This is a genomic window from Deinococcus aquiradiocola (assembly GCF_014646915.1).
GTDB classification, from domain to species: domain Bacteria; phylum Deinococcota; class Deinococci; order Deinococcales; family Deinococcaceae; genus Deinococcus; species Deinococcus aquiradiocola.
On sequence record NZ_BMOE01000001.1, the window covers coordinates 641,345 to 659,232 of the forward strand.

Here is a 17,888-nt window from a genome sequence, read left to right on the forward strand (position 1 = left end):
CCAGTCCATTTATGCTGTTCTCATGGAACACGCCTTCAAGGTCGACCTACGGGGAATCATCGATCTGCTCTCCAACCACCTGTACTCCGACCCGAGCGTGTTCGTCCGCGAACTCCTGCAGAACGGCGTAGACGCCATCACGGCCCGCCGCGCACTCGGGGAGGACTTCGAGCCTGCCATCACGGCCCGCCTGCACCTGCAGGAGGGTGAGCTGCCGGGCCTGGAATTCCACGACAACGGCGTCGGGCTGAGCGAGGCCGAGGTGCACGAGTTCCTGGCGACCATCGGGCGGTCATCCAAGCGCATCAGCGAGGCGCGCGACACCTTCCTGGGGCAGTTCGGGATCGGGCTGCTGTCGTGCTTCATGGTGAGCGGCGAGATCGAACTCGTGACGCGCAGCGCCGCCGGGGGCCCCCCGGTCCGCTGGCTCGCGCAGGCGGACGGCACGTACACGCTGGAGGTCCTGCCGGACACGCCGGACACCGGCGTGGGCACGACCGTACGGCTGCGCGCGCGCGAGGACACCGACTTCTACTTCGAGTACGACCAGCTGCGGGACGCGCTGGCCGGGTACGGGGCGCTGCTGCCGTACCCCGTGCACGTCCTCGACGGCACGCAGTACGCGCACGTCAACGCCGTCCTGCCGCCGTGGCTGGCGTACGCGACCGGTTCGCAGTCGCCCGCCGAGCGGGACGAGGTGCTCAGCTACGTGCGCAGCGAGATGCGGCTGGAGGCGCTCGACGTGGTCCCCATCCACAGCGAGGCGGGCGGCGTGCGCGGCGTGGCGCTCATCCTGCCGTACAGCACGCAGGCGAGCGGGCACCAGTGGCATCAGGTGTACCTGAAGCGCATGCTGCTCGGCAACGACGTCCGGAACCTGCTGCCCGACTGGGCGTTCTTCGTGCGGTGCCTGCTGAACGTGGACGCGCTGCACCCCACCGCGTCCCGCGAGTCCTTCTACGAGGACGACGCGCTCACGGCGGCCCGCGCGGCCATCGACACGCAGCTGCGCGAGTACGTCGAGGGGCTCGCCACGCGCGACCCGGCCCGGCTGGACGCCCTGATCGCGCTGCATCACCTGCCGATCAAGGCGCTCGCGCTGGAGAACGACCCGTTCTTCCGGCTGATCGCGCACGCCTTCGAGTTCGAGACGTCCACCGGCCGACTGAAGCTCGGCGCGTACCTCGCGCAGCCGGGCCCCATCCGGATGGTCACGAACCTCGACCAGTTCCGGCAGATCGCGCAGGTGGCGAGCGCGTACGGGCACAGCGTCGTGAACGCCGTGTACACCTACGACGCGCCGCTGCTGCGCAAGTACAGCGCCCTGACGGGCCGTGAACTGGAGGAGGTGGACGCGCAGTCGTACGCGCTCGCGCTGGAGGACGTGACGACGGGCGGCCTGGACAGCTTCGTGGAGCGGGCGGACGCGGCCCTCGCGGGCCTGGAGTGCCGCGTGAGCGTGAAACGCTTCGAGCCGGCCGACCTGCCCGCCCTGCTGATCGTGACGGAGGAGCAGCGGCAGCTGGAGGACATCGGGGCGGCCCGCGAGGTGGCAGACGACCTGTTCGCGGAGTTCCTCGACGACTACGAGGCGGAATACGCGTCCGCCCGCGTGGCGCGGCTGCACCTGAACCTGAACCACGCGCTCGTGCAGGACCTGCTGCACCTGCAGGACGACGCGGTGTTCGCGCGCCTGATCCAGATGCTGTACGTGCAGGCGCACCTGCTGGGGCACCACCCGATGCGCGGTCAGGAACTCGCGCTGCTCTCGGAGGGCCTGGGCGACATGATGCGCTGGGGCCTGCGCGCCACGCACCTCGGGCACCTCAACTGAAGGGGAGTGAAGATCATGCAGACCGTACAGGAACTTCTCTCTCTCGCCGCGCAGCAGGAGCCGCCGGAAGGCGCGATTCCCTTCCTGGAGCGCGCCGTGCGTCTCGCGGACACGCAGCAGGACCGCGCACTCGCCTTCCGCGCGCGTGCGGAACTGGTGCGCGCAGCGACGTTCAGCGGCTTCCCGGACCGCGCCATGATTCACTTCGTGTGGCTGCTCGGCACCTTCGACCGGCACCGGGCGGAGTTCGGCGGGCACAGTTATCAGCTGATGTGGATGTACAAGTGGATTCTGAGCGGCGCGATCGAGAACCCGGAATTCCCGCTCGCCCGGCTGGAGAAGCTCGCGCTGGATTTCGAGCGGCGCACGCGGGAGTTCGGGTTCGGCGCGCACTACCTCGCGTACCACCGGCTGATGCTGTACACGCAGATGGGCGACGTGGACCGCGCGCAGCGGGCGTTCCTGGCGTGGCGGGCCCTGCCGCGCGACGGGATCAGCGACTGTGAGGCGTGCGAGCAGAACAAGGTGATGGGGTACTACGTGACGCGCGGGAATCACGCGGCGGCCGTGACGCTCGGGCAGGACATCCTGCGGCGCGGCCTGAGCTGCCACAACGTGCCGACCGTGACGCACGCGAACCTGCTACGCCCTCTGCTCACGCTCGGGCGGGCCGAGGAGGCGCGGCAGGCGCACACGGAGGGGTTGCGGCTCGCGCGGCTGGACCGGAACTTCATCGAGACGATCGCGGAGCACGTCGCGTACCTGCTGCGGACGGGGGCGCGGCAGGGGGCGCTGGACGTGTGGGCGGAACACCTGGATCTGGCGTTGGGGGTCCGGAACCGCAGTGACCTGTTCGAGTTCCTGACGGTCAGCGCGGCGCTGTGGACAGCCATGCCGAACAGTGACGTGACAGTGACGCTGCCGCGCAGCTTCGCGCTGTACCGGCCGGACCGCACGTACCGGCCGGGCGTGCTCGCAGGGCACTTCCGCGAGGAGGCGGTGGCGGTGGCGCGGCGCTTCGATGCGCGCAACGGCACGCCGCACCACCTGCGGAAGCTGGAGGCGGCGCTCGCGGAGGGGCCCGCGCGGGGTGTGGGCGCGGCCCGTCCCTGAATGCCGGGCGGAAGGGCGTGGCGTGGGGGGTAGAGTGGGGGGCGTGCCGAGTCCGCCTGCTGCCGCCCCCCGCGCCCGCCCTGCTGCCCTGCCGCCCATCCCGGCGCTGCTGCTCGCCGCCGTGAGCATTCAGGGCGGCGCGGCGCTCGCCAAGAGCATCTTTCCGCTGCTCGGCCCGCCCGCCGTGACGGGGCTGCGCGTGACGTTCGCGGCAGTGATTCTCGGCCTGATCTGGCGGGTGGACCTGCGGCGCGTGACCGGGCACGCGTGGCGGACGCTGCTGCCGTACGGGGTGTCGCTCGGCCTGATGAACCTCTCGTACTACCTGGCGCTGGAACGCATTCCGCTGGGCCTGACGGTCACGCTGGAGTTCGTGGGGCCGCTCGCGGTGGCGGTGCTGTCGTCGCGCCGCGCGTCGGATTTCGCGTGGGTGGCGCTCGCCGCGCTGGGCCTGCTGCTCATCGTGCCGTGGCCGGGGCAGGTGAGCGCGCTCGATCCCGTCGGGATCGTGCTGGCGCTCGTGGCGGGCGCGTGCTGGGGCGTGTACATCTGGGCGGGACAGCGGGTCGCGCAGGTGTTCGCCGGGCCGCAGGGCGTGGCGCTCGGCATGGGCATCGCGGCCCTGACGACCCTGCCGTTCGCGGCGGTGATGGGCGCGCAGCACGGCGCGTGGTCGCACCTGACGCCCGCCGCGCTCGTCACGGCGCTGGGCGTGGCCGTCCTCAGCAGCGCCCTGCCGTACTCGCTGGAGATGGGGGCGCTGCGCGCGCTGCCCGCCCGCGTGTTCGGCGTCCTGATGAGCCTGGAGCCTGCCGTGGCGGGGTTGATCGGCATGGTGTTCCTGGGTGAGCACCTCAAGGTCCTGCAGTGGCTCGCCATCGCGTGCGTGATCGCCGCGTCGGTCGGCGTGACCCTGAACGCGGGCCGTCGCGCGCCGCCCCCGGTGGACGTGTGAACGTGAGCGGCGCGGCGCTCGACGTGGTCAAGACGGCGACCGGCTGGCTCGCGACGGGCGTGGAGGCGGCGGCGGCCATCGTGATCGCGCTGGCGGTCCTGCGGGCCCTGTGGGGCGCGGGAACGCTGCTGCTACGGCCGGACGGCGTGTCCGACAACGCGAGCGAGGGCGTGCGCCTGCGCCTCGCGCGCTGGCTGGCAGTGGCGCTGGAGTTCGCGCTGGCGGCCGACATCCTGCGGACGGCCGTCGCGCCCAGCTGGGACGAGATCGGGAAGCTGGCGGCCATCGCGGCCCTGCGGACGCTGCTGAACTACTTCCTGCAGCGCGAGATCGACAGTGAGGCCCGCCGGGACCATGGCGGCAGCCCGCCATCCTGAAGGTATTGAGAATCATTTCCATCTTTCTGCTCAATTCCCTACACTTCACCGGGGTATACTGCCCGCATGTGGATTTCGACCAAGGCCCAGTACGGTCTGCGCGCGCTGGTGGACATCGCCCGGCAACCCGGCGAGGTCGTGCCGCTCAAGGACGTCTCGGCGCGTCAGGGCATCTCTCAGGCGTACCTGGAGCAGATCGCCAGCAACCTGCGCCGCAGCGGGTTCATCAGGAGCGTGCGCGGCGCGAGCGGCGGGTACCGCCTCGCCCGCATTCCGGAAGACATCAACGCCTACGACGTGGTGGTGGCGCTGGAGGGCAGCATCGCGCCGGTGGAGTGCGTGGAGCACGACCACAGCTGCGACCGCAGCGGCCTGTGCTCTACCGAGGGCCTCTGGCGGCGCGTGGACAGCGCGCTGCGGCAGGTGCTGGGCGCGTCCACCCTGGCGGACCTGATCCGCGAGGAGGAGGCGCTGCACGGCCCGCGCCTCGTGCAGCTGGAGGACGCGCCGCCCAGCCCGCTGCACGGCGGCATCGTCGCGCCCAGCTGAGGCGCACGCCGGTTCACCCGGTCTGCACCCGCCTGTTTTCCGGGCGGGTGTTTTCCGTCACGGCAGGTCCGGACGGATGCTCTAGACTGCCCGAATGTTCCGTGCCTCCGTCCTGACCGCCTGCCTGCTCGCGACTGCCGCTTCCGCGCAGATCGTGCAGCCGCTCTCCAGCACCCTGCGCCTCCCGGCCCTGAGTGATTTTGCGGCGAAGGGCAGCACCCTGACCGCGAAGGACGGCACGACCGTCACGCTCGGCACGCGCGGCTCGGCGCCCGGCACCGTGTACGTGGAGAGTGCCGCCGTGACCGTCCCGTCCGGCAGCACCACCCGTGCGGGCGAGCTGCTGAGCGCCCTGACCGGCGAGGACCTGACCGCGCCCGTCGTGCAGTACCTCGCGCAGCCGGGCGTGCAGGCGCAGCTGATGCGGGGCGTCACCGCGAACGCCGATCCGTTCGACGTGGCATTCTCGCTGAGCGGGAAGGCGCTCGTCATGAAGGTCACGCTGCAGCAGGTGTCGGGCTTCGCGCCGGTCCCGGCGGGCCGCGTGCTGGGCGACCCGGCCGCGCCGTACGTGATCCGCATGTACTCGGACTTCCAGTGCCCGTACTGCCAGCAGGCGGAACTGGAGGCCGTGCCGGACGTCGTGAAGATGCTCGGCCGGGACGTGCGTTTCGAGTTTCATCACCTGCCGCTCGTGAGCCTGCACCCGAACGCCCGCGCGGCCGCCGAGGCGAGCGTCTGCGCGGAACGGCAGGGGAAGTTCTTCGCGTTCAAGGACGCCCTGTTCCGCCGCAACGACTGGCAGCGGACCGCGAACCCGTCCGCCGTGTTTCAGCAGGTGGCGCAGGCGAGCGGCGTGAACGTCGCCACATACCGCAGCTGCGTCGCGGACCGGCTGGGGCAGGCGGCCGTGGACGACGGCATCGCCGAGGCGACCCGGCTGGGCGTGAACGGCACGCCGACCGTGTTCATCGGCGCGTACCGCGTGCCGAACCCCTACGACGCCAGCAGTTACCGCGCGCTGCTGGACTTCGTGCGCGCGAAGTGACCGGCGTTCAGGGCCGCGCGGCGCGTCCCGTCTGACGCGGGCGCACTGCAGGTCAGGCAGGCAGGATTCTCACCGGCCCGCTCCCTCACGGGCGGCGGGCCGCGTCAATGAAGCAGGTGAGGTATGGAAGGTTTGATGCTGGCCCACACGCTCGCGGAGGTCCAGGCGCTGCTGCCGGTCCGGACGCTGGGCTGGGCGTTCCCGGACGAGACGACGGCAGCGCTGCTGCTGGAGGGCGCGGGGAACCTCGTGTTCAATTACCGGCCGCCGCAGCCGGTCATCTACCTCAGCCGGGAACGCATCCGGGGGGACGCGCACAACCCGTTCCAGCGGCTGCTGGTGGCGCGCGTGCGGGGCGACCTGCTGCTCGCGGAGCAGCTGAAACTCGACCGGGTGGCGCAGTTCGCGTTCTCGGGCGAGCGGGGCTTCGTGGACGTGCCGCCCGCGCGGCTGCTGTTCGAACTGACGGGCCGCAACGGGAACCTGCTGGTGCTGGAGGGCCTGCCGGAAGGTGAGCTGAGCTGGGAGGGGCGCATCGTGGCGGCCGGACGGGAGATCACCGGGAGCCGCAACCGCTTCCGGACGGTGCGGAGCGGCGGGCAGTACACGCCGCCCCCGCCGTACGACAAGCTCGACCCGCGCCGCATGACGCCCGCCGACGCGGCCGCCCTGCAGCACCTCCCGGTCGGGAAGTGGCGCGAACGGATCGACGGGCTGGGCCTGACGCTCGGCGCGGAACTCGTGGCACGTGCCGGGCTGCCCGCCGGGACCGCGCCGGAGGGCGCGTGGGAGCAGGTGTGGACGGCCCTGCAGTCCCTGGTGAGCGACCCGAGCGTGCAGGAAGGCACGCTGCACGAGGGGGCGCGCGAGGCGAGCCGTCAGGAGAAGGCGGCGCAGCTGCGCAAGACGCTGCGCGAACCGCTCGAGAAACGCCTGTCGCTGCTGCGCAACCAGATCGCGGACGTGGACCGCGCCGTGGAAGGCATCGGGACGGCCGCGCAGGAACGCACGGAGGCGGACCTGCTGATGGCGTACCAGCATCAGGTTCCGGCGGGCGCGAGCAGCGTGCAGCTGCCCGCCTTCGACGGGTCCGGCGACGTGCCCGTGAGCCTGGAGCCACAGCTGAGCGCCGTGCAGAACGCCGAGAAGCGCTACACGCGCGCCCGCCGCCGCGAGGACGTGTACGAACGCCTCGCGGAGCGCGAACCCGTCCTGCGCGCCGAGTACGCCGAGGTGCAGCGTGACCGCTCGGCCCTGGAGGACGCGCCGCTCGAACGCCTGGAAGCGCTCGCGAAGGGCCTGGAGGTGGGCCGCACGGACCGCAGTCCCTTCGGCGCGAAGTACACGTCGCCGGGCGGCTTCGAGGTGCTGGTGGGCCGCAACAACAAGGAGAACACCACGCTCACGCACCGGGTGGGGCGCAGCACGGACCACTGGTTCCACGTGCAGGGCTTCCCCGGCTCGCACGTCCTCGTGCGGAGCGGCGGTCGGGACCTGCAGCTGCCGGACATCCTGTTCGCCGCACAGCTCGCCGCGTACCACAGCAAGGCCCGGCAGTCCGGGAACGTCGCCGTGGACTACACGCGCATCAAGCAGGTGTGGCGGCCCAAGGGCGGCACGGGCGGACAGGTGCACTACACCGGGCAGAAGACCGTGTACGTGGACCCGGAACTGCCGGACACCTGAAGCGCGGGCGGGTAGGCCAGGCGGCGGATGCCCGGCCCCACCCGCGCGTGCTGTACTGGCCGGATGCCTCACGCGGACCCTTCCACACCCCCCACCGCAAGCGAGCTGCCGCGCCGGATCGTGGTGACAGGCACGACCGGCAGCGGCAAGACCACCCTGGCGCGCGCGGCGGCCGCGCGGCTCGGCGTGCCGCACGCAGAGCAGGACGCCTGGAATCACCTGCCGGACTGGCGTGAAGCGCCGCTCGCGGAGTTCCGGGCGCAGGTGGACCGCTTCACGTCCGCGCCCGCGTGGGTGATGGACGGCAACTACAGCAAGGCGCAGGACCTCGGGTGGGGCCGCGCGGACACGCTGGTGTGGCTGGACTACCCGGCCCCGCTGGTGTTCTGGCGGCTGCTGCGGCGCACGGTGCGGCGCGGCGTGACACGCGAGGAACTTTGGAACGGGAACCGGGAACGGCTGGGCGTGAACCTCGTGTCGCGCGACGGGATTCTGGCGTGGTTCTTCCGGACCTTCTGGAAGCGCCGGCGCGAGACGCCCGCGAAGCTGGCCGCGTTCCCGCACCTGCACGTCCTGCGCTTCCGGAACCCGCGTGACGCGCGGCGCTGGCTGGCGTCCCTGCCCGTCCGGCCGGAGTGAACATGACGAACCGGCGCGGCCCCCCACTCCATCGGGGGCCGCGCCGTGTGGTGCGGGTCTGGTGTTCGCCTGCCGGGTCAGCGGACCTTGGTGCCGGACGGCAGGTCGAGGTTCGGGCCGATCAGGTCGAGGTTGCCGTGCTCGTCCTCGGCGGCGAGGATCATGCCGTGGCTCATGATGCCGCGCAGCTTGACGGGCTTGAGGTTCGCGACGAGCACGACGCGGCGGCCCACGAGGTCCTCGGGTGCGAACCACTTGCGGATACCGCTGACGACGGTGCGTTCCTCGTCGCCGAGCTGCACGGTGAGTTTCAGGAGCTTGTCGGCCTTCTCGACCGCTTCGGCGGCGAGGACGAGGGCGACGCGCAGGTCGATGCGCGCGAAGTCGTCGATGCTGATCTCGGGCGTGGTGGGGGCGGGGGCGGGCGTCGCGTCGGGCGCGGCGGGGGCGCTCGCCTCGGCGGCAGGCGCGGCGGCGGGTCTGGCGGGGCTGGCGGTGTCGGTGGTGTTGGGGGTCATGGTGGGGGTCTCTTTCGGTTCGGGTTTCGGGAACAGGACGGGGCCGGGCTTCACGACGGTCCCGGCGGGAATCAGGCCCCACGCGGCTTCCAGGCGGTAATTCTGGCCGTTCAGGCCGAGCTGTTCACGCAGGGCGGCGGCTTTGGAGGGGATCGCGGCTTCCAGCAGGACGCTCGCGACGCGCAGGCCCTCGACGGCCGTGTACAGCACGGTGTCGAGCTGCGCGGCGGTGTCGGAGGACTTGGCGAGGTCCCAGGGGCGGCTCTCGGCGATGTAGCGGTTGAGGTCGCGCACGAACTCCATTGCCGCTTCGAGCGCCATGTTGACCTTGAGGCTGCGGGCGAGGTCCAGCACGCGGTCCGGCAGGGCACGCGCGGCCGCCTCGATGCCGCGCTCGCGTTCACCGAGCGGGCCGGGGGCGGGCAGGACGCCCGCGCGGTACTTCTGGACCATGCTGAGCGTGCGGGACAGCAGGTTGCCGAGGTCGTTGGCGAGGTCGGCGTTCAGGCGCGCGACGAGGATGCCTTCACCGTAGGGGCTGTCCGCGCCGAGGTTCGTTTCGCGCAGCAGGGTGTAGCGGACGGCGTCCGCGCCGTAGGTGTTCAGCAGTTCGACCGGGTCGATGGCGTTCCCGAGGCTCTTGCCCATCTTGCGGCCGTCCTCGGCCATGATGTGCGCGTGCACCACGAGCCGCTCGTACAGCGGGAGGCCCGCCGCTTTCAGCATGGTGGGCCAGAAGATCGCGTGCGGCTTGAGGATGTCCTTGCCGATGACGTGCCACGCGTGCCGGAACAGGTCCGGCTGGCCCTTGCTGGCCGGGCCGGACAGGTAGTTCAGGAGCGCGTCGAACCACACGTACGTGACGTGGTCACTGTCCCACGGCAGTTCGATGCCCCACGGGACGCGGCTCTTGGGGCGGCTGATGCTGAGGTCCCCGATGGGTTCGCGCAGCATTTCCAGCACCTCGTTGCGGTACCCGCTCGGCTGGATGAAGTCCGGGTTGGCCTGCAGGTGCTCCAGCAGCCACGCCTGGTACTTCTCCATGCGGAAGAAGTAGTTCGCTTCGCGCCGCAGTTCGGGCGGGGCGTTGTCGCCGGGGTAGATGCCGTTCACGAGTTCCTTCTCGGTGACGTAGCGTTCCGCGCCGACGCTGTACAGGCCCTCGTACTCGGCGTAGTAGATGTCGCCGCTCTCGTGCACGCGGCTCAGGACGTCCTGCACGTACTTCTTGTGGCGGACCTCGGTGGTGCGCACGAAGTCGTCGTAGCTGATCTCCAGGCGGTCCCAGAGGCCCTTGAAGGCCGTCTGGCTGAGGTCGTCCACGAAGCGTTGCGGGGTCTGTCCGGCCTTGGCGGCGGCCTTGGCGATCTTCTCGCCGTGCTCGTCGGTGCCGGTCTGGAAGTACGTGGCGTACCCGGCGAGGCGGTGGTAGCGGGCGAGCGTGTCGGTCAGGATCTTCTCGAAGACGTGCCCGATGTGCGGCACGCCGTTCGCGTAATCGATGGCGGTCGTGATGTAGAAGGGTTCGTTCGTGTGGGTCATCGGGGGTGGTCCTCCGTGCGGGGTGGCCTGGGCGGTGCGGCATAAAAAACGGGCGCATGTCGGAGCGCCCTGGGCGGAACCTGTGGGGTCACGCGCCTGGGGGCATTCGCGTCATCATTCGCCTGCTGGCCGCTTGGCGCTTCATCCCTTCACTTTAACATGCGGGCCTGCGGGCGCGCGCCAGCCGTGCAGGCAGGCGGGGCACGGTGCCGGGGGCTGTACGGGGCTGTATGGTCCAGGGCTGTACGGTCCAGGGCTGTGCGGGTGGGGGCGGGCCGCTATCATCGGCGCGAATGAAGGCCCCCGAGTCTCCCCTGCTCACGCACGTCGTGCGTCCCGCGCACCTGGCGCTCACGTTCCTGACGACCTTCCCGCTCCCGCACGTGCTGGAGGTGCGGGACGGGGAGTTCGCGCGGGCGAGCGGGTTCTACCCGCTGGCGGGCTGGGCGGTGGGGGCGCTGGCGGCGGCCCTGCTGTGGCTGCCGCTGCCGCTGCCGGAGGGCGTGCGTGCGGCGCTGGTGCTGGCGGGCTGGCTGGCCGCGACGGGCCTGCTGCACTTCGACGGGCTGGTGGACACGTCGGACGCGGTGTTCGCCATGAAGTCCCCGGAGCGGCGCCTGGAGATCCTGCGGGACGTGCATGTGGGCGCGTTCGGGCTGGCGACGGGCGCGCTCGTGCTGCTCGCGTGGTGGAGTGCGCTGGGCGCGGTGCGGCCGCTGGAGGTGCTGGCGGCGGCGGTGCTGGCGCGCACGGTGCTGCTCGCCCCGATGAACCTCTTCCCGGCGGCGCGCGTGGATTCGCTGGGCGCACGGTCCCGCGAGGGGCACTGGCCGGTCGCGCTGCTGCTGGCGGCCCCGCTGCTGCTGCTGCCGCTCGGGCCGGTGCGGGTGCTGGTGGCGGCCGCGTCGGCGCTGGTGGCGGCGCTGCTCGTCGCTCGGTTCTGCGCGTCGCGGCTGGGCGGCGGCATCAATGGCGACGTGTACGGCGCGTGCGTGGTGGCGGCGGAGGTGGCGGTGCTGCTGTCGTTCGCGTGGGGGCGGTAGGTGCTGGACCTGTACGTGGTGCGGCACGCGGCGACCGTCCCGAACGCCGAGCGCCGCTACCCGCGCCCCGGCGAGGACGCGCCGCTCAGCAGGGACGGTGAGCGGCAGGCGGCCGCGCTGCGCCTGCCGCGCGCAGGAACGGTGTACGTGTCGCCCGCGCGGCGCTGCCTGCAGACGGCGGCCCTGGCGGGCTGCGGGGACGTGCGGGTGACGGGAGAGCTGCGCGAGGCGGAGTTCGGGGTGATGGCGGGCCACACCTGGGCGGAACTGGAGGCGCGGTACGGCGCGGCCCCGGCCCGCTGGACGACGGCCCTCGGGGACCCGCGCGGCACGGACGGCCCGCCCGGCGGGGAGAGCGGCGCGGCCTTCCACGCCCGCGTGCAGGGCTGGCTGGACACCCTGCCGCCCACCGGGACGGCCGTGGCCTTCACGCACCTGGGGCCGCTGCTCGCCGTGCTGCGGCTCACGGTGGGCCTGCTCGCGGCCGAAGCGCCGACCGGCACGGCCGCGCACCTGCGGAGGGCCGGGACCGCGTGGTGGCTGGTGTCGCTCGCGCCGGGCACGTGACGCGCTCCGCGCCGGAAGCATGACGCGCTCTGCGCCGGAAGCGTGACGCGGAAGGTGCCGGGCGCGGACGCGTGCTACCCTCCGTGTACCTGAAGCCCGCCTCGCGGGACTGGAACGCGGCCCGAAGGCCCGCCAGTTGGGGAAGTCCGGTGAGATTCCGGCGCTGTTCCGCAGCGGTATTGGCGCCTCGCGCCTCAGCCCGAATGCCAGTCAGGCCGGGCCGTCCACCCAGGACGGCCACCTCTCGTACACAGGGGGATTCGGGGGAACTGGACCTGTCATGCCGCGTCCGCCCTGGCCCACGCCCGGGCGGTTTTTCGTGCGCCGTCCGGGCGAGCATCCACGCACGCCGGAGTCCATCATGTCCACCCGCACCATCCTTAACCCCCGCCCGCTGCCCGTACGCACGGCCGCGCTCGCGGCCACGCTGCTGCTCGGCGCGGCGCACGCCACGCACTACCCGCTGACCGTCACGGACGACCTGGGCCGCAAGGTCACGCTCACGCACGCCCCGAAACGCATCGTGGCGATGCTGCCCAGCCACACCGAGACGCTCTTCGCGATCGGGGCGGGCGCGCAGCTCGTCGGGGTGGACAGGTTCAGCAACTACCCGAAGGCCGAGACGGCCGCCCTCCCGAAGGTGGGGAGCGCGTACGCGCCCAGCCTGGAAGCGATCATCGCGCTGAAGCCGGACCTGGTGCTGGCGGACGAGTCGGGCGGGTCGCGCCTCACCGAGAAGCTCGCGGCGGCGGGCCTGAACGTGTACGGCGGGACGGCGCAGTCGTACACCGAGGTCTTCCAGAAGATCGCGGTGCTGGGTCAGCTCACGAACCACGAGGCGGGCGCGACGCGGCTCATCACGTCCATGCGCACCGACCTGAACGCGACGACGGCGGCGCTGCGCGGCGTGCCGAAGGTCAGCGCGTACTACGAGGTGTCGCCCGCGCCGTACTCGGTGGGGCCGGACAGTTTCATCGGGGTGCTGCTGCAGAAGGCGGGCGGCATGAACGTCGTGCCGGGCGGCCTGGGCGACTTCCCGAAGATCTCGCCGGAACTGGTCGTCAAGGCGAACCCGTCCGTGATGATCGGTCTGACCGTGCAGGACGCGCGGAACCGTCCCGGCTGGGCGTCGCTGCAGGCCGTGAACGCGGGCCGGGTGTACCAGCCGACGCCGGAGGAGATCGACGCCCTGTCGCGTCCCGGTCCGCGCCTCCCGGTGGCCCTGAGGGTCCTGGCGCGCCTGCTGCACCCGGAGCGCTTCTGATGCCCGACGAAGGCACCGCTCCTCTGATGCCCGACGAAGGCAACGCCCCAACGCCCGACGGGGACACCGCGCAGCGGCGCGAGGAGGCCATGGCGCAGCTCACCGCGCAGCGCGACGCGCACCGCAAGCGGGACGGCCTGACGCGCGGACGGCGGGGCCTCGTGATCGTGAACACCGGGAACGGCAAGGGCAAGACGACCGCCGCGCTTGGTCTGATGCTGCGAGCGCACGGGCGCGGGCTGCGCGTCAAGCTGTTCCAGTTCATCAAGCACGAAAACGCGAAGTTCGGGGAGCACCGCTCGCTGGAGGCGCTCGGCGTGCCGTTCGCGGGGCTGGGCGACGGGTTCACGTGGCGCTCGCAGGACCTGGAGAACAGCGCGGCGATGGCGGCGGCCGGGTGGGCGCTCGCGCGGGACGCGATCCTGAGCGGCGAGCACGACATGGTGGTGCTGGACGAGTTCACGTACGCTCTGAAGTACGGCTGGGTCGCGTGGAGCGACGTGCAGGCGGCCCTGGACGCGCGTGACGAGGGCGTGCACGTCGTCGTGACGGGGCGCGGGGCGCTGCCGGAACTGGTGTCGTACGCGGACACCGTGACCGAGATGCAGCCGGTGAAGCACGCCTACGAGGCAGGCATCGGCGCGCAGGCGGGCATCGAGCACTGATGCGCCTCCCGCGCTCCTCCCGGCGCGTGCTGCTGCTGGCACTGGCGCTCGACGCGCTGGGCGAGCCGCCCACGGCCGTCCACCCGGTCGCGTGGATGGGGTCGTTTCTCGGGCGGGCGCGGCGGGCGTGGCGGGCCGTCACGCCGGGCGCGCAACTGCTGGAGGGCGGGGCGGGCTGGGCGGCCGGTGCGGCCCTCGCGGCGGGCGCGGGCACGCTGGCCGGGCGGCTGCCGTGGCCGCTGCAGGCGGCGGTCCTCAAGACGCTCCTGAGTCGCCGTGCGCTGTTCGCGGCGGCAGGCGAGGTGTGCGCCGCACTGGAGGCCGGGAACCTGCCGGGGGCGCGGCGGCTCCTGTCGTGGCATCTCGTGAGCCGGGACACGTCGGACCTGACGGCGGGCGAGGTGGCGGCGGCCGTCATCGAGAGCGTGTCGGAGAACCTGTCGGACAGCGTGGTCGCGCCGACGGTCGCGTACCGGCTGGGCGGCCTGCCGCTCGCCGCAGCGTACAGGCTCACGAACACGGCGGACGCCATGTGGGGCTACCGCACGCCGCCGCTGGAGTTCGCGGGCAAGGTCGCGGCGCGCGCCGACGACCTGCTGAACCTGCTGCCCGCGCGCGTCACGGCCGGGTGCGCGGTGCTCGCGTGCGTGCCCGCGCGGCTGGACGGTGCGGGCGCGTGGCGGGCGTGGCGGCGGGACGCGCGCCTCACGAGCAGCCCGAACGCGGGGCACCCGATGGGCGTGTTCGCGGGGGCGCTCGGCGTGCGGCTGGAAAAGCGCGGCGTGTACGCGCTGAACGCGGCGGGCCGGGAGGCGACGGTGGACGATGTGCGGCGCGCCCTGCGTCTGGCACGCTGGACGCTGGCGTTCGCCGTACCGCTGCTGCTGGTCCCTCTGCCCCGCTGGCCGGGTGCTGGGCAAAGGCAGGGGGCCGGGCGTGCCTGAGGCGCTGCAGCCGCTGCTGGCCGGCGTCCCTCACGGCGGGCCGGGCCGGGGACCGTTCACGGGCACGGACTTCAGCGTGAACACGAACCCCTTCGGCCCGAACCCCGAGCTGCTGCGGGCCGTGCGGGACGCGGACCATGCGCATTACCCGGACCCCTCCTACGCGGCCCTGCGGGCACGACTGGCCGCGTGGCACGGCTTGACGGCGGCGGGCGTGGTGCCGTCGGTGGGCGCGTCGGAACTGCTGCACCGGGTGGCGCGCGCGTACCTGCGGCCCGGCGACCGGGTGCTGAGCGTCCTGTCGCCGTTCGGGGAGTTCGGGCGGGCGGCGGCCCTGTGCGCGGCGCACGTCACCGTGACGGACGCGGCGCAGGAAGTGGGGACAGGGCAGGCGGCGGGCGCGGTGACGCCCGGCACGCGGCTCGTGTACCTGGGGCACCCGCACAACCCGACCGGGCGTGCCCTGCCGCCAGGCGAGGTGGCGGCCCTGCAGGCGGCGTGCCGGCGGGCGGACGCGCTGCTGATCGTGGACGCGGCGTACGCGCCGTTCGTGGACCTGCCGCTGCCCGCCCCGGACGACCACACGCTGCTGCTGCACTCGCCCGGCAAGGCGCACGGCCTGGTGGGCGCGCGGCCCGCGTACGCCGTGGCGGGGACAGGCGTGGCGGCCGCCCTGCAGAACCTCGCGCCCGCGTGGGCACTGCCTGCCGGGACGGCCGCGCTGCTGCAGGCCCTGCCGGACGCGCAGGCGCACCTGCACGCGACGCTGCCGCGGGTGGCGGCCCTCGCGCGGGTCCTCGCACGGGACCTCGCGCGGCTGGGCGAGGTGGAGCACCACGGGACGCCGTACATGACGCTGCGCGTGCCGGACGCGGCGGGCGTCACGGCGGCCCTGCTGGACCGGGGCCTGAAGGTGCGGGACTGCACGAGTTACGGCGCGCCGCACCACGTGCGCGTCTCGGCACGTGGCGCGGACGAGAATGCCGCGCTCGTGTCGGCGCTCGCGGTCGTGCTGGCGGGCGCCACGTCCGGTCAGCCGTGACGGCGCCGTGCGGGAGTCGGCAGGATGGACGAAGCACGACCGGGTTCCAGGCGAGGCGCCGGGGCGCGGTTCCGTCCTCGGAACGCGCCCGGCGGAAGGCTGGGCACACGGGCGCAAAGGGAGACGCATGACGAAGCACAGGGCGAAGGCCATCATGGTGCAGGGCTGCACGAGCAACGCGGGCAAGAGTTACCTCGTGGCGGCGCTGTGCCGCGCGCTCAGCAACGAGGGCCTGCGGGTGGCGCCCTTCAAGGCGCAGAACATGAGCAACAATGCGGGCGTGACGACCACCGGCCTGGAGATGGGCCGCGCGCAGATCGTGCAGGCGGCCGCAGCGCGCGTCCCGGCGGACGTCCGCATGAACCCGGTCCTGCTGAAGCCGGAGGCCGACACGCGCAGTCAGGTGGTGCTGCTCGGCCGGGCCAGTCCGGAACTGACGGCGCTGCCGTGGCGGGAACGCAAGCCGAGGCTGTGGCCGCACGTGCGTGACGCGCTGCACGCCCTGATGGACGAGTACGACGTGGTCGTGATCGAGGGGGCGGGCAGTCCGGCGGAGGTGAACCTGCGCGGCTCGGACATCGTGAACATGCGGGTGGCGCTGGAGGTGCAGGCAGCGGTCCTGCTCGCCTGCGACATCGACCGGGGCGGGGCGTTCGCGCACCTGCTCGGCACGTGGCACTGCCTGGAGGACGCCGAGCGCTCGCTGCTGCGCGGCTTCCTGCTCAACCGGTTCCGGGGGGACGCGGCCCTGCTGTCGCCCGCGCCGGAGTGGCTGCAGGAACGGACGGGCGTGCCGACCGTGGGCGTGATCCCGTGGCTGCCGTTCACGCTGCCGGAAGAGGACGGCTTCTGGAGCGGGGACGGCGGGGACGGCGCGGGGGGCTTCGTGGCGATTCCGCGTCTGCCGCGCGTGAGCAACCTCGACGAGTTCGCGCCGCTCGCGCATCTGGCCCGCTGGGTGAGCGGGCCCGCCGAACTGGAGGGCGCGCGGGCCGTGATCCTGCCGGGCAGCAAGGCGACCGTGACCGACCTGGAGTGGCTGCGCGCCACCGGTCTCGCGGCGGGCGTGTCGCGCGCCGCGCGGGAAGGCGTGCCGGTGCTCGGCATCTGCGGCGGCCTGCAGATGCTGGGGCGCACCGTCTCGGACCCGGAGGGGATCGAGGGGGGCGGGAGCGCGCCGGGCCTGGGCCTGCTGGACCTGGAGACGGTCATGGCGCCCGGCAAGACGACGCGCCTCACGTCGCTGCACGACCCGGAGAGCGGCGGGACGCTGCACGGGTACGAGATTCACCACGGGGTGACCGTGGCGGGCGCGGGCGTGCGGACGCTCGTGCCGGACCTGCTGTGGCGGCAGGGGAACGTGCGCGGCACGTACCTGCACGGCCTGCTGGAGAACCCCGGCTTCCTGCACGCCTTCCTGACCACTGCGGGCCTGCCCGTCCCGGACGCGGTGCCCGCCCTGGACGCGCGGCTGGACGCCATCGCGCAGGCCGTGCGCGCGAACCTCGACTGGCCCCTCATCCGGGAGCTGGCGGGGGTGACGGCGTGAGCGGCCCCTCACCGCTGCTGTACGTGACGGGCGGCGCGCGCAGCGGCAAGAGCCGTCACGCGGAAGGGCTGGCCGCCGCGCTGGGCGGCGACGCCGTGACGTACCTCGCGACGGCGCAGGCCTTCGACACCGAGATGGAAGACCGCATCGGGCGGCACCGCGCCGACCGGCCCGCCGCGTGGGTCACGCTGGAGGAACCGCTGAACGTCGCGGACGCCCTGCGCGGCGTGAGGGGCGTGGTGCTGCTCGACTGCCTGAGCCTGTGGGTCAGCAACCTCATCCTGCGCGGCGACGACGACGCGGCCATCCTGCGCGCGGCAGACGCCGTACTGGAGGTGCAGCGCGCGCGCGGCGCGGCCCTCGTCGCCGTCAGCAACGAGGTCGGGGCGGGCATCGTGCCGGACAACGCCCTCGCTCGCCGGTACCGCGACACGCTCGGCTGGGTGAACCAGCGCTTCGCGCAGGACAGCCGCGAGGCGTGGGCCGTCATCAGCGGCCTGCCGCTCCGCCTCAAGTGATCCCCTCCCCCTCCCCCATCCTTCCCTTGCTGAGG

At 72.7% G+C, this 17,888-nt stretch carries 17 protein-coding genes and 1 riboswitch; of the genes, 16 read left to right on the forward strand and 1 reads right to left on the reverse strand.

Translation table 11 applies throughout. From position 1 onward, the window contains the following. Positions 1 to 22: 22 nt before the first annotated feature. From IEY33_RS02965 to IEY33_RS03000, 8 genes are all read left to right on the forward strand, one after another. Positions 23 to 1,834 (forward strand): HSP90 family protein, encoded by a 1,812-nt coding sequence (locus tag IEY33_RS02965; RefSeq protein WP_188960697.1) that lies wholly within the window; start codon positions 23 to 25, stop codon positions 1,832 to 1,834. Between the two features lie 15 nt (positions 1,835 to 1,849). Next, a complete protein-coding gene (locus IEY33_RS02970) occupies positions 1,850 to 2,947 on the forward strand; it encodes a hypothetical protein (protein ID WP_188960698.1) in 1,098 nt (365 codons plus the stop codon). A 43-nt stretch (positions 2,948 to 2,990) separates the two neighbouring features. Continuing rightward, a complete protein-coding gene (locus tag IEY33_RS02975) occupies positions 2,991 to 3,902 on the forward strand; it encodes an EamA family transporter (protein WP_229670708.1) in 912 nt (303 codons plus the stop codon). Next, positions 3,899 to 4,279 (forward strand): DUF1622 domain-containing protein, encoded by a 381-nt coding sequence (locus IEY33_RS02980; protein ID WP_306415592.1) that lies wholly within the window; start codon positions 3,899 to 3,901, stop codon positions 4,277 to 4,279. Before IEY33_RS02975 ends, IEY33_RS02980 begins: the two co-directional genes overlap by 4 nt. Positions 4,280 to 4,345: 66 nt before the next feature. Next, positions 4,346 to 4,828, forward strand: coding sequence for an RrF2 family transcriptional regulator (locus tag IEY33_RS02985; RefSeq protein ID WP_188960700.1), 483 nt, complete (start codon positions 4,346 to 4,348; stop codon positions 4,826 to 4,828). Positions 4,829 to 4,922: 94 nt separating this feature from the next. Further along, on the forward strand, positions 4,923 to 5,876 hold the full coding sequence (locus IEY33_RS02990) for a DsbA family protein (RefSeq protein WP_188960701.1): 954 nt from the start codon (positions 4,923 to 4,925) through the stop codon (positions 5,874 to 5,876). Between the two features lie 123 nt (positions 5,877 to 5,999). Further along, positions 6,000 to 7,562 (forward strand): Rqc2 family fibronectin-binding protein, encoded by a 1,563-nt coding sequence (locus IEY33_RS02995; protein ID WP_188960702.1) that lies wholly within the window; start codon positions 6,000 to 6,002, stop codon positions 7,560 to 7,562. A gap of 63 nt (positions 7,563 to 7,625) precedes the next feature. Then, positions 7,626 to 8,201, forward strand: a complete 576-nt coding sequence (locus IEY33_RS03000) for a P-loop NTPase family protein (protein WP_188960703.1) — start codon at positions 7,626 to 7,628, stop codon at positions 8,199 to 8,201. Positions 8,202 to 8,278: 77 nt separating this feature from the next. On the opposite strand, the gene metG is transcribed toward IEY33_RS03000, so the two are convergent. After that, positions 8,279 to 10,261 carry a methionine--tRNA ligase gene (metG, locus tag IEY33_RS03005; RefSeq protein ID WP_188960704.1) on the reverse strand — a complete coding sequence of 661 codons (1,983 nt, stop codon included), beginning with the start codon at positions 10,259 to 10,261 and terminating at the stop codon, positions 8,279 to 8,281. A 293-nt stretch (positions 10,262 to 10,554) separates the two neighbouring features. Between metG and IEY33_RS03010 the strand changes: the two genes are divergently transcribed. The 8 genes from IEY33_RS03010 (at position 10,555) to cobU (ending at position 17,853) form a co-directional block, all read left to right on the forward strand. After that, complete coding sequence (locus IEY33_RS03010) at positions 10,555 to 11,304, forward strand: adenosylcobinamide-GDP ribazoletransferase (protein WP_188960705.1); 750 nt, start codon at positions 10,555 to 10,557, stop codon at positions 11,302 to 11,304. Then, positions 11,305 to 11,871: a histidine phosphatase family protein gene (locus IEY33_RS03015; RefSeq protein ID WP_188960706.1), complete on the forward strand. Its 567-nt coding sequence runs from the start codon at positions 11,305 to 11,307 to the stop codon at positions 11,869 to 11,871. It begins immediately after the preceding gene. A gap of 126 nt (positions 11,872 to 11,997) precedes the next feature. Next, a riboswitch (adenosylcobalamin-variant (AdoCbl-variant) riboswitch) is annotated at positions 11,998 to 12,088 on the forward strand. 144 nt (positions 12,089 to 12,232) lie between these two features. Then, the gene (locus IEY33_RS03020) at positions 12,233 to 13,135 is read left to right on the forward strand and encodes an ABC transporter substrate-binding protein (protein WP_188960707.1); all 903 of its coding nucleotides are present in this window, start codon (positions 12,233 to 12,235) and stop codon (positions 13,133 to 13,135) included. Continuing rightward, the gene (cobO, locus tag IEY33_RS03025; protein ID WP_444542428.1) at positions 13,135 to 13,800 is read left to right on the forward strand and encodes a cob(I)yrinic acid a,c-diamide adenosyltransferase; all 666 of its coding nucleotides are present in this window, start codon (positions 13,135 to 13,137) and stop codon (positions 13,798 to 13,800) included. The genes IEY33_RS03020 and cobO overlap by 1 nt, the downstream gene beginning before the upstream one ends. Next, positions 13,800 to 14,744: an adenosylcobinamide-phosphate synthase CbiB gene (cbiB, locus tag IEY33_RS03030; protein WP_188960708.1), complete on the forward strand. Its 945-nt coding sequence runs from the start codon at positions 13,800 to 13,802 to the stop codon at positions 14,742 to 14,744. Before cobO ends, cbiB begins: the two co-directional genes overlap by 1 nt. Next, positions 14,737 to 15,786: a pyridoxal phosphate-dependent aminotransferase gene (locus IEY33_RS03035; RefSeq protein ID WP_188960709.1), complete on the forward strand. Its 1,050-nt coding sequence runs from the start codon at positions 14,737 to 14,739 to the stop codon at positions 15,784 to 15,786. The genes cbiB and IEY33_RS03035 overlap by 8 nt, the downstream gene beginning before the upstream one ends. A 127-nt stretch (positions 15,787 to 15,913) precedes the next feature. Next, positions 15,914 to 17,335 carry a cobyric acid synthase gene (locus IEY33_RS03040; protein WP_229670709.1) on the forward strand — a complete coding sequence of 474 codons (1,422 nt, stop codon included), beginning with the start codon at positions 15,914 to 15,916 and terminating at the stop codon, positions 17,333 to 17,335. Continuing rightward, entirely contained in the window at positions 17,332 to 17,853 is a 522-nt protein-coding gene (cobU, locus tag IEY33_RS03045) for a bifunctional adenosylcobinamide kinase/adenosylcobinamide-phosphate guanylyltransferase (protein ID WP_188960710.1), read from the forward strand. The genes IEY33_RS03040 and cobU overlap by 4 nt, the downstream gene beginning before the upstream one ends. Positions 17,854 to 17,888: the final 35 nt, after the last annotated feature.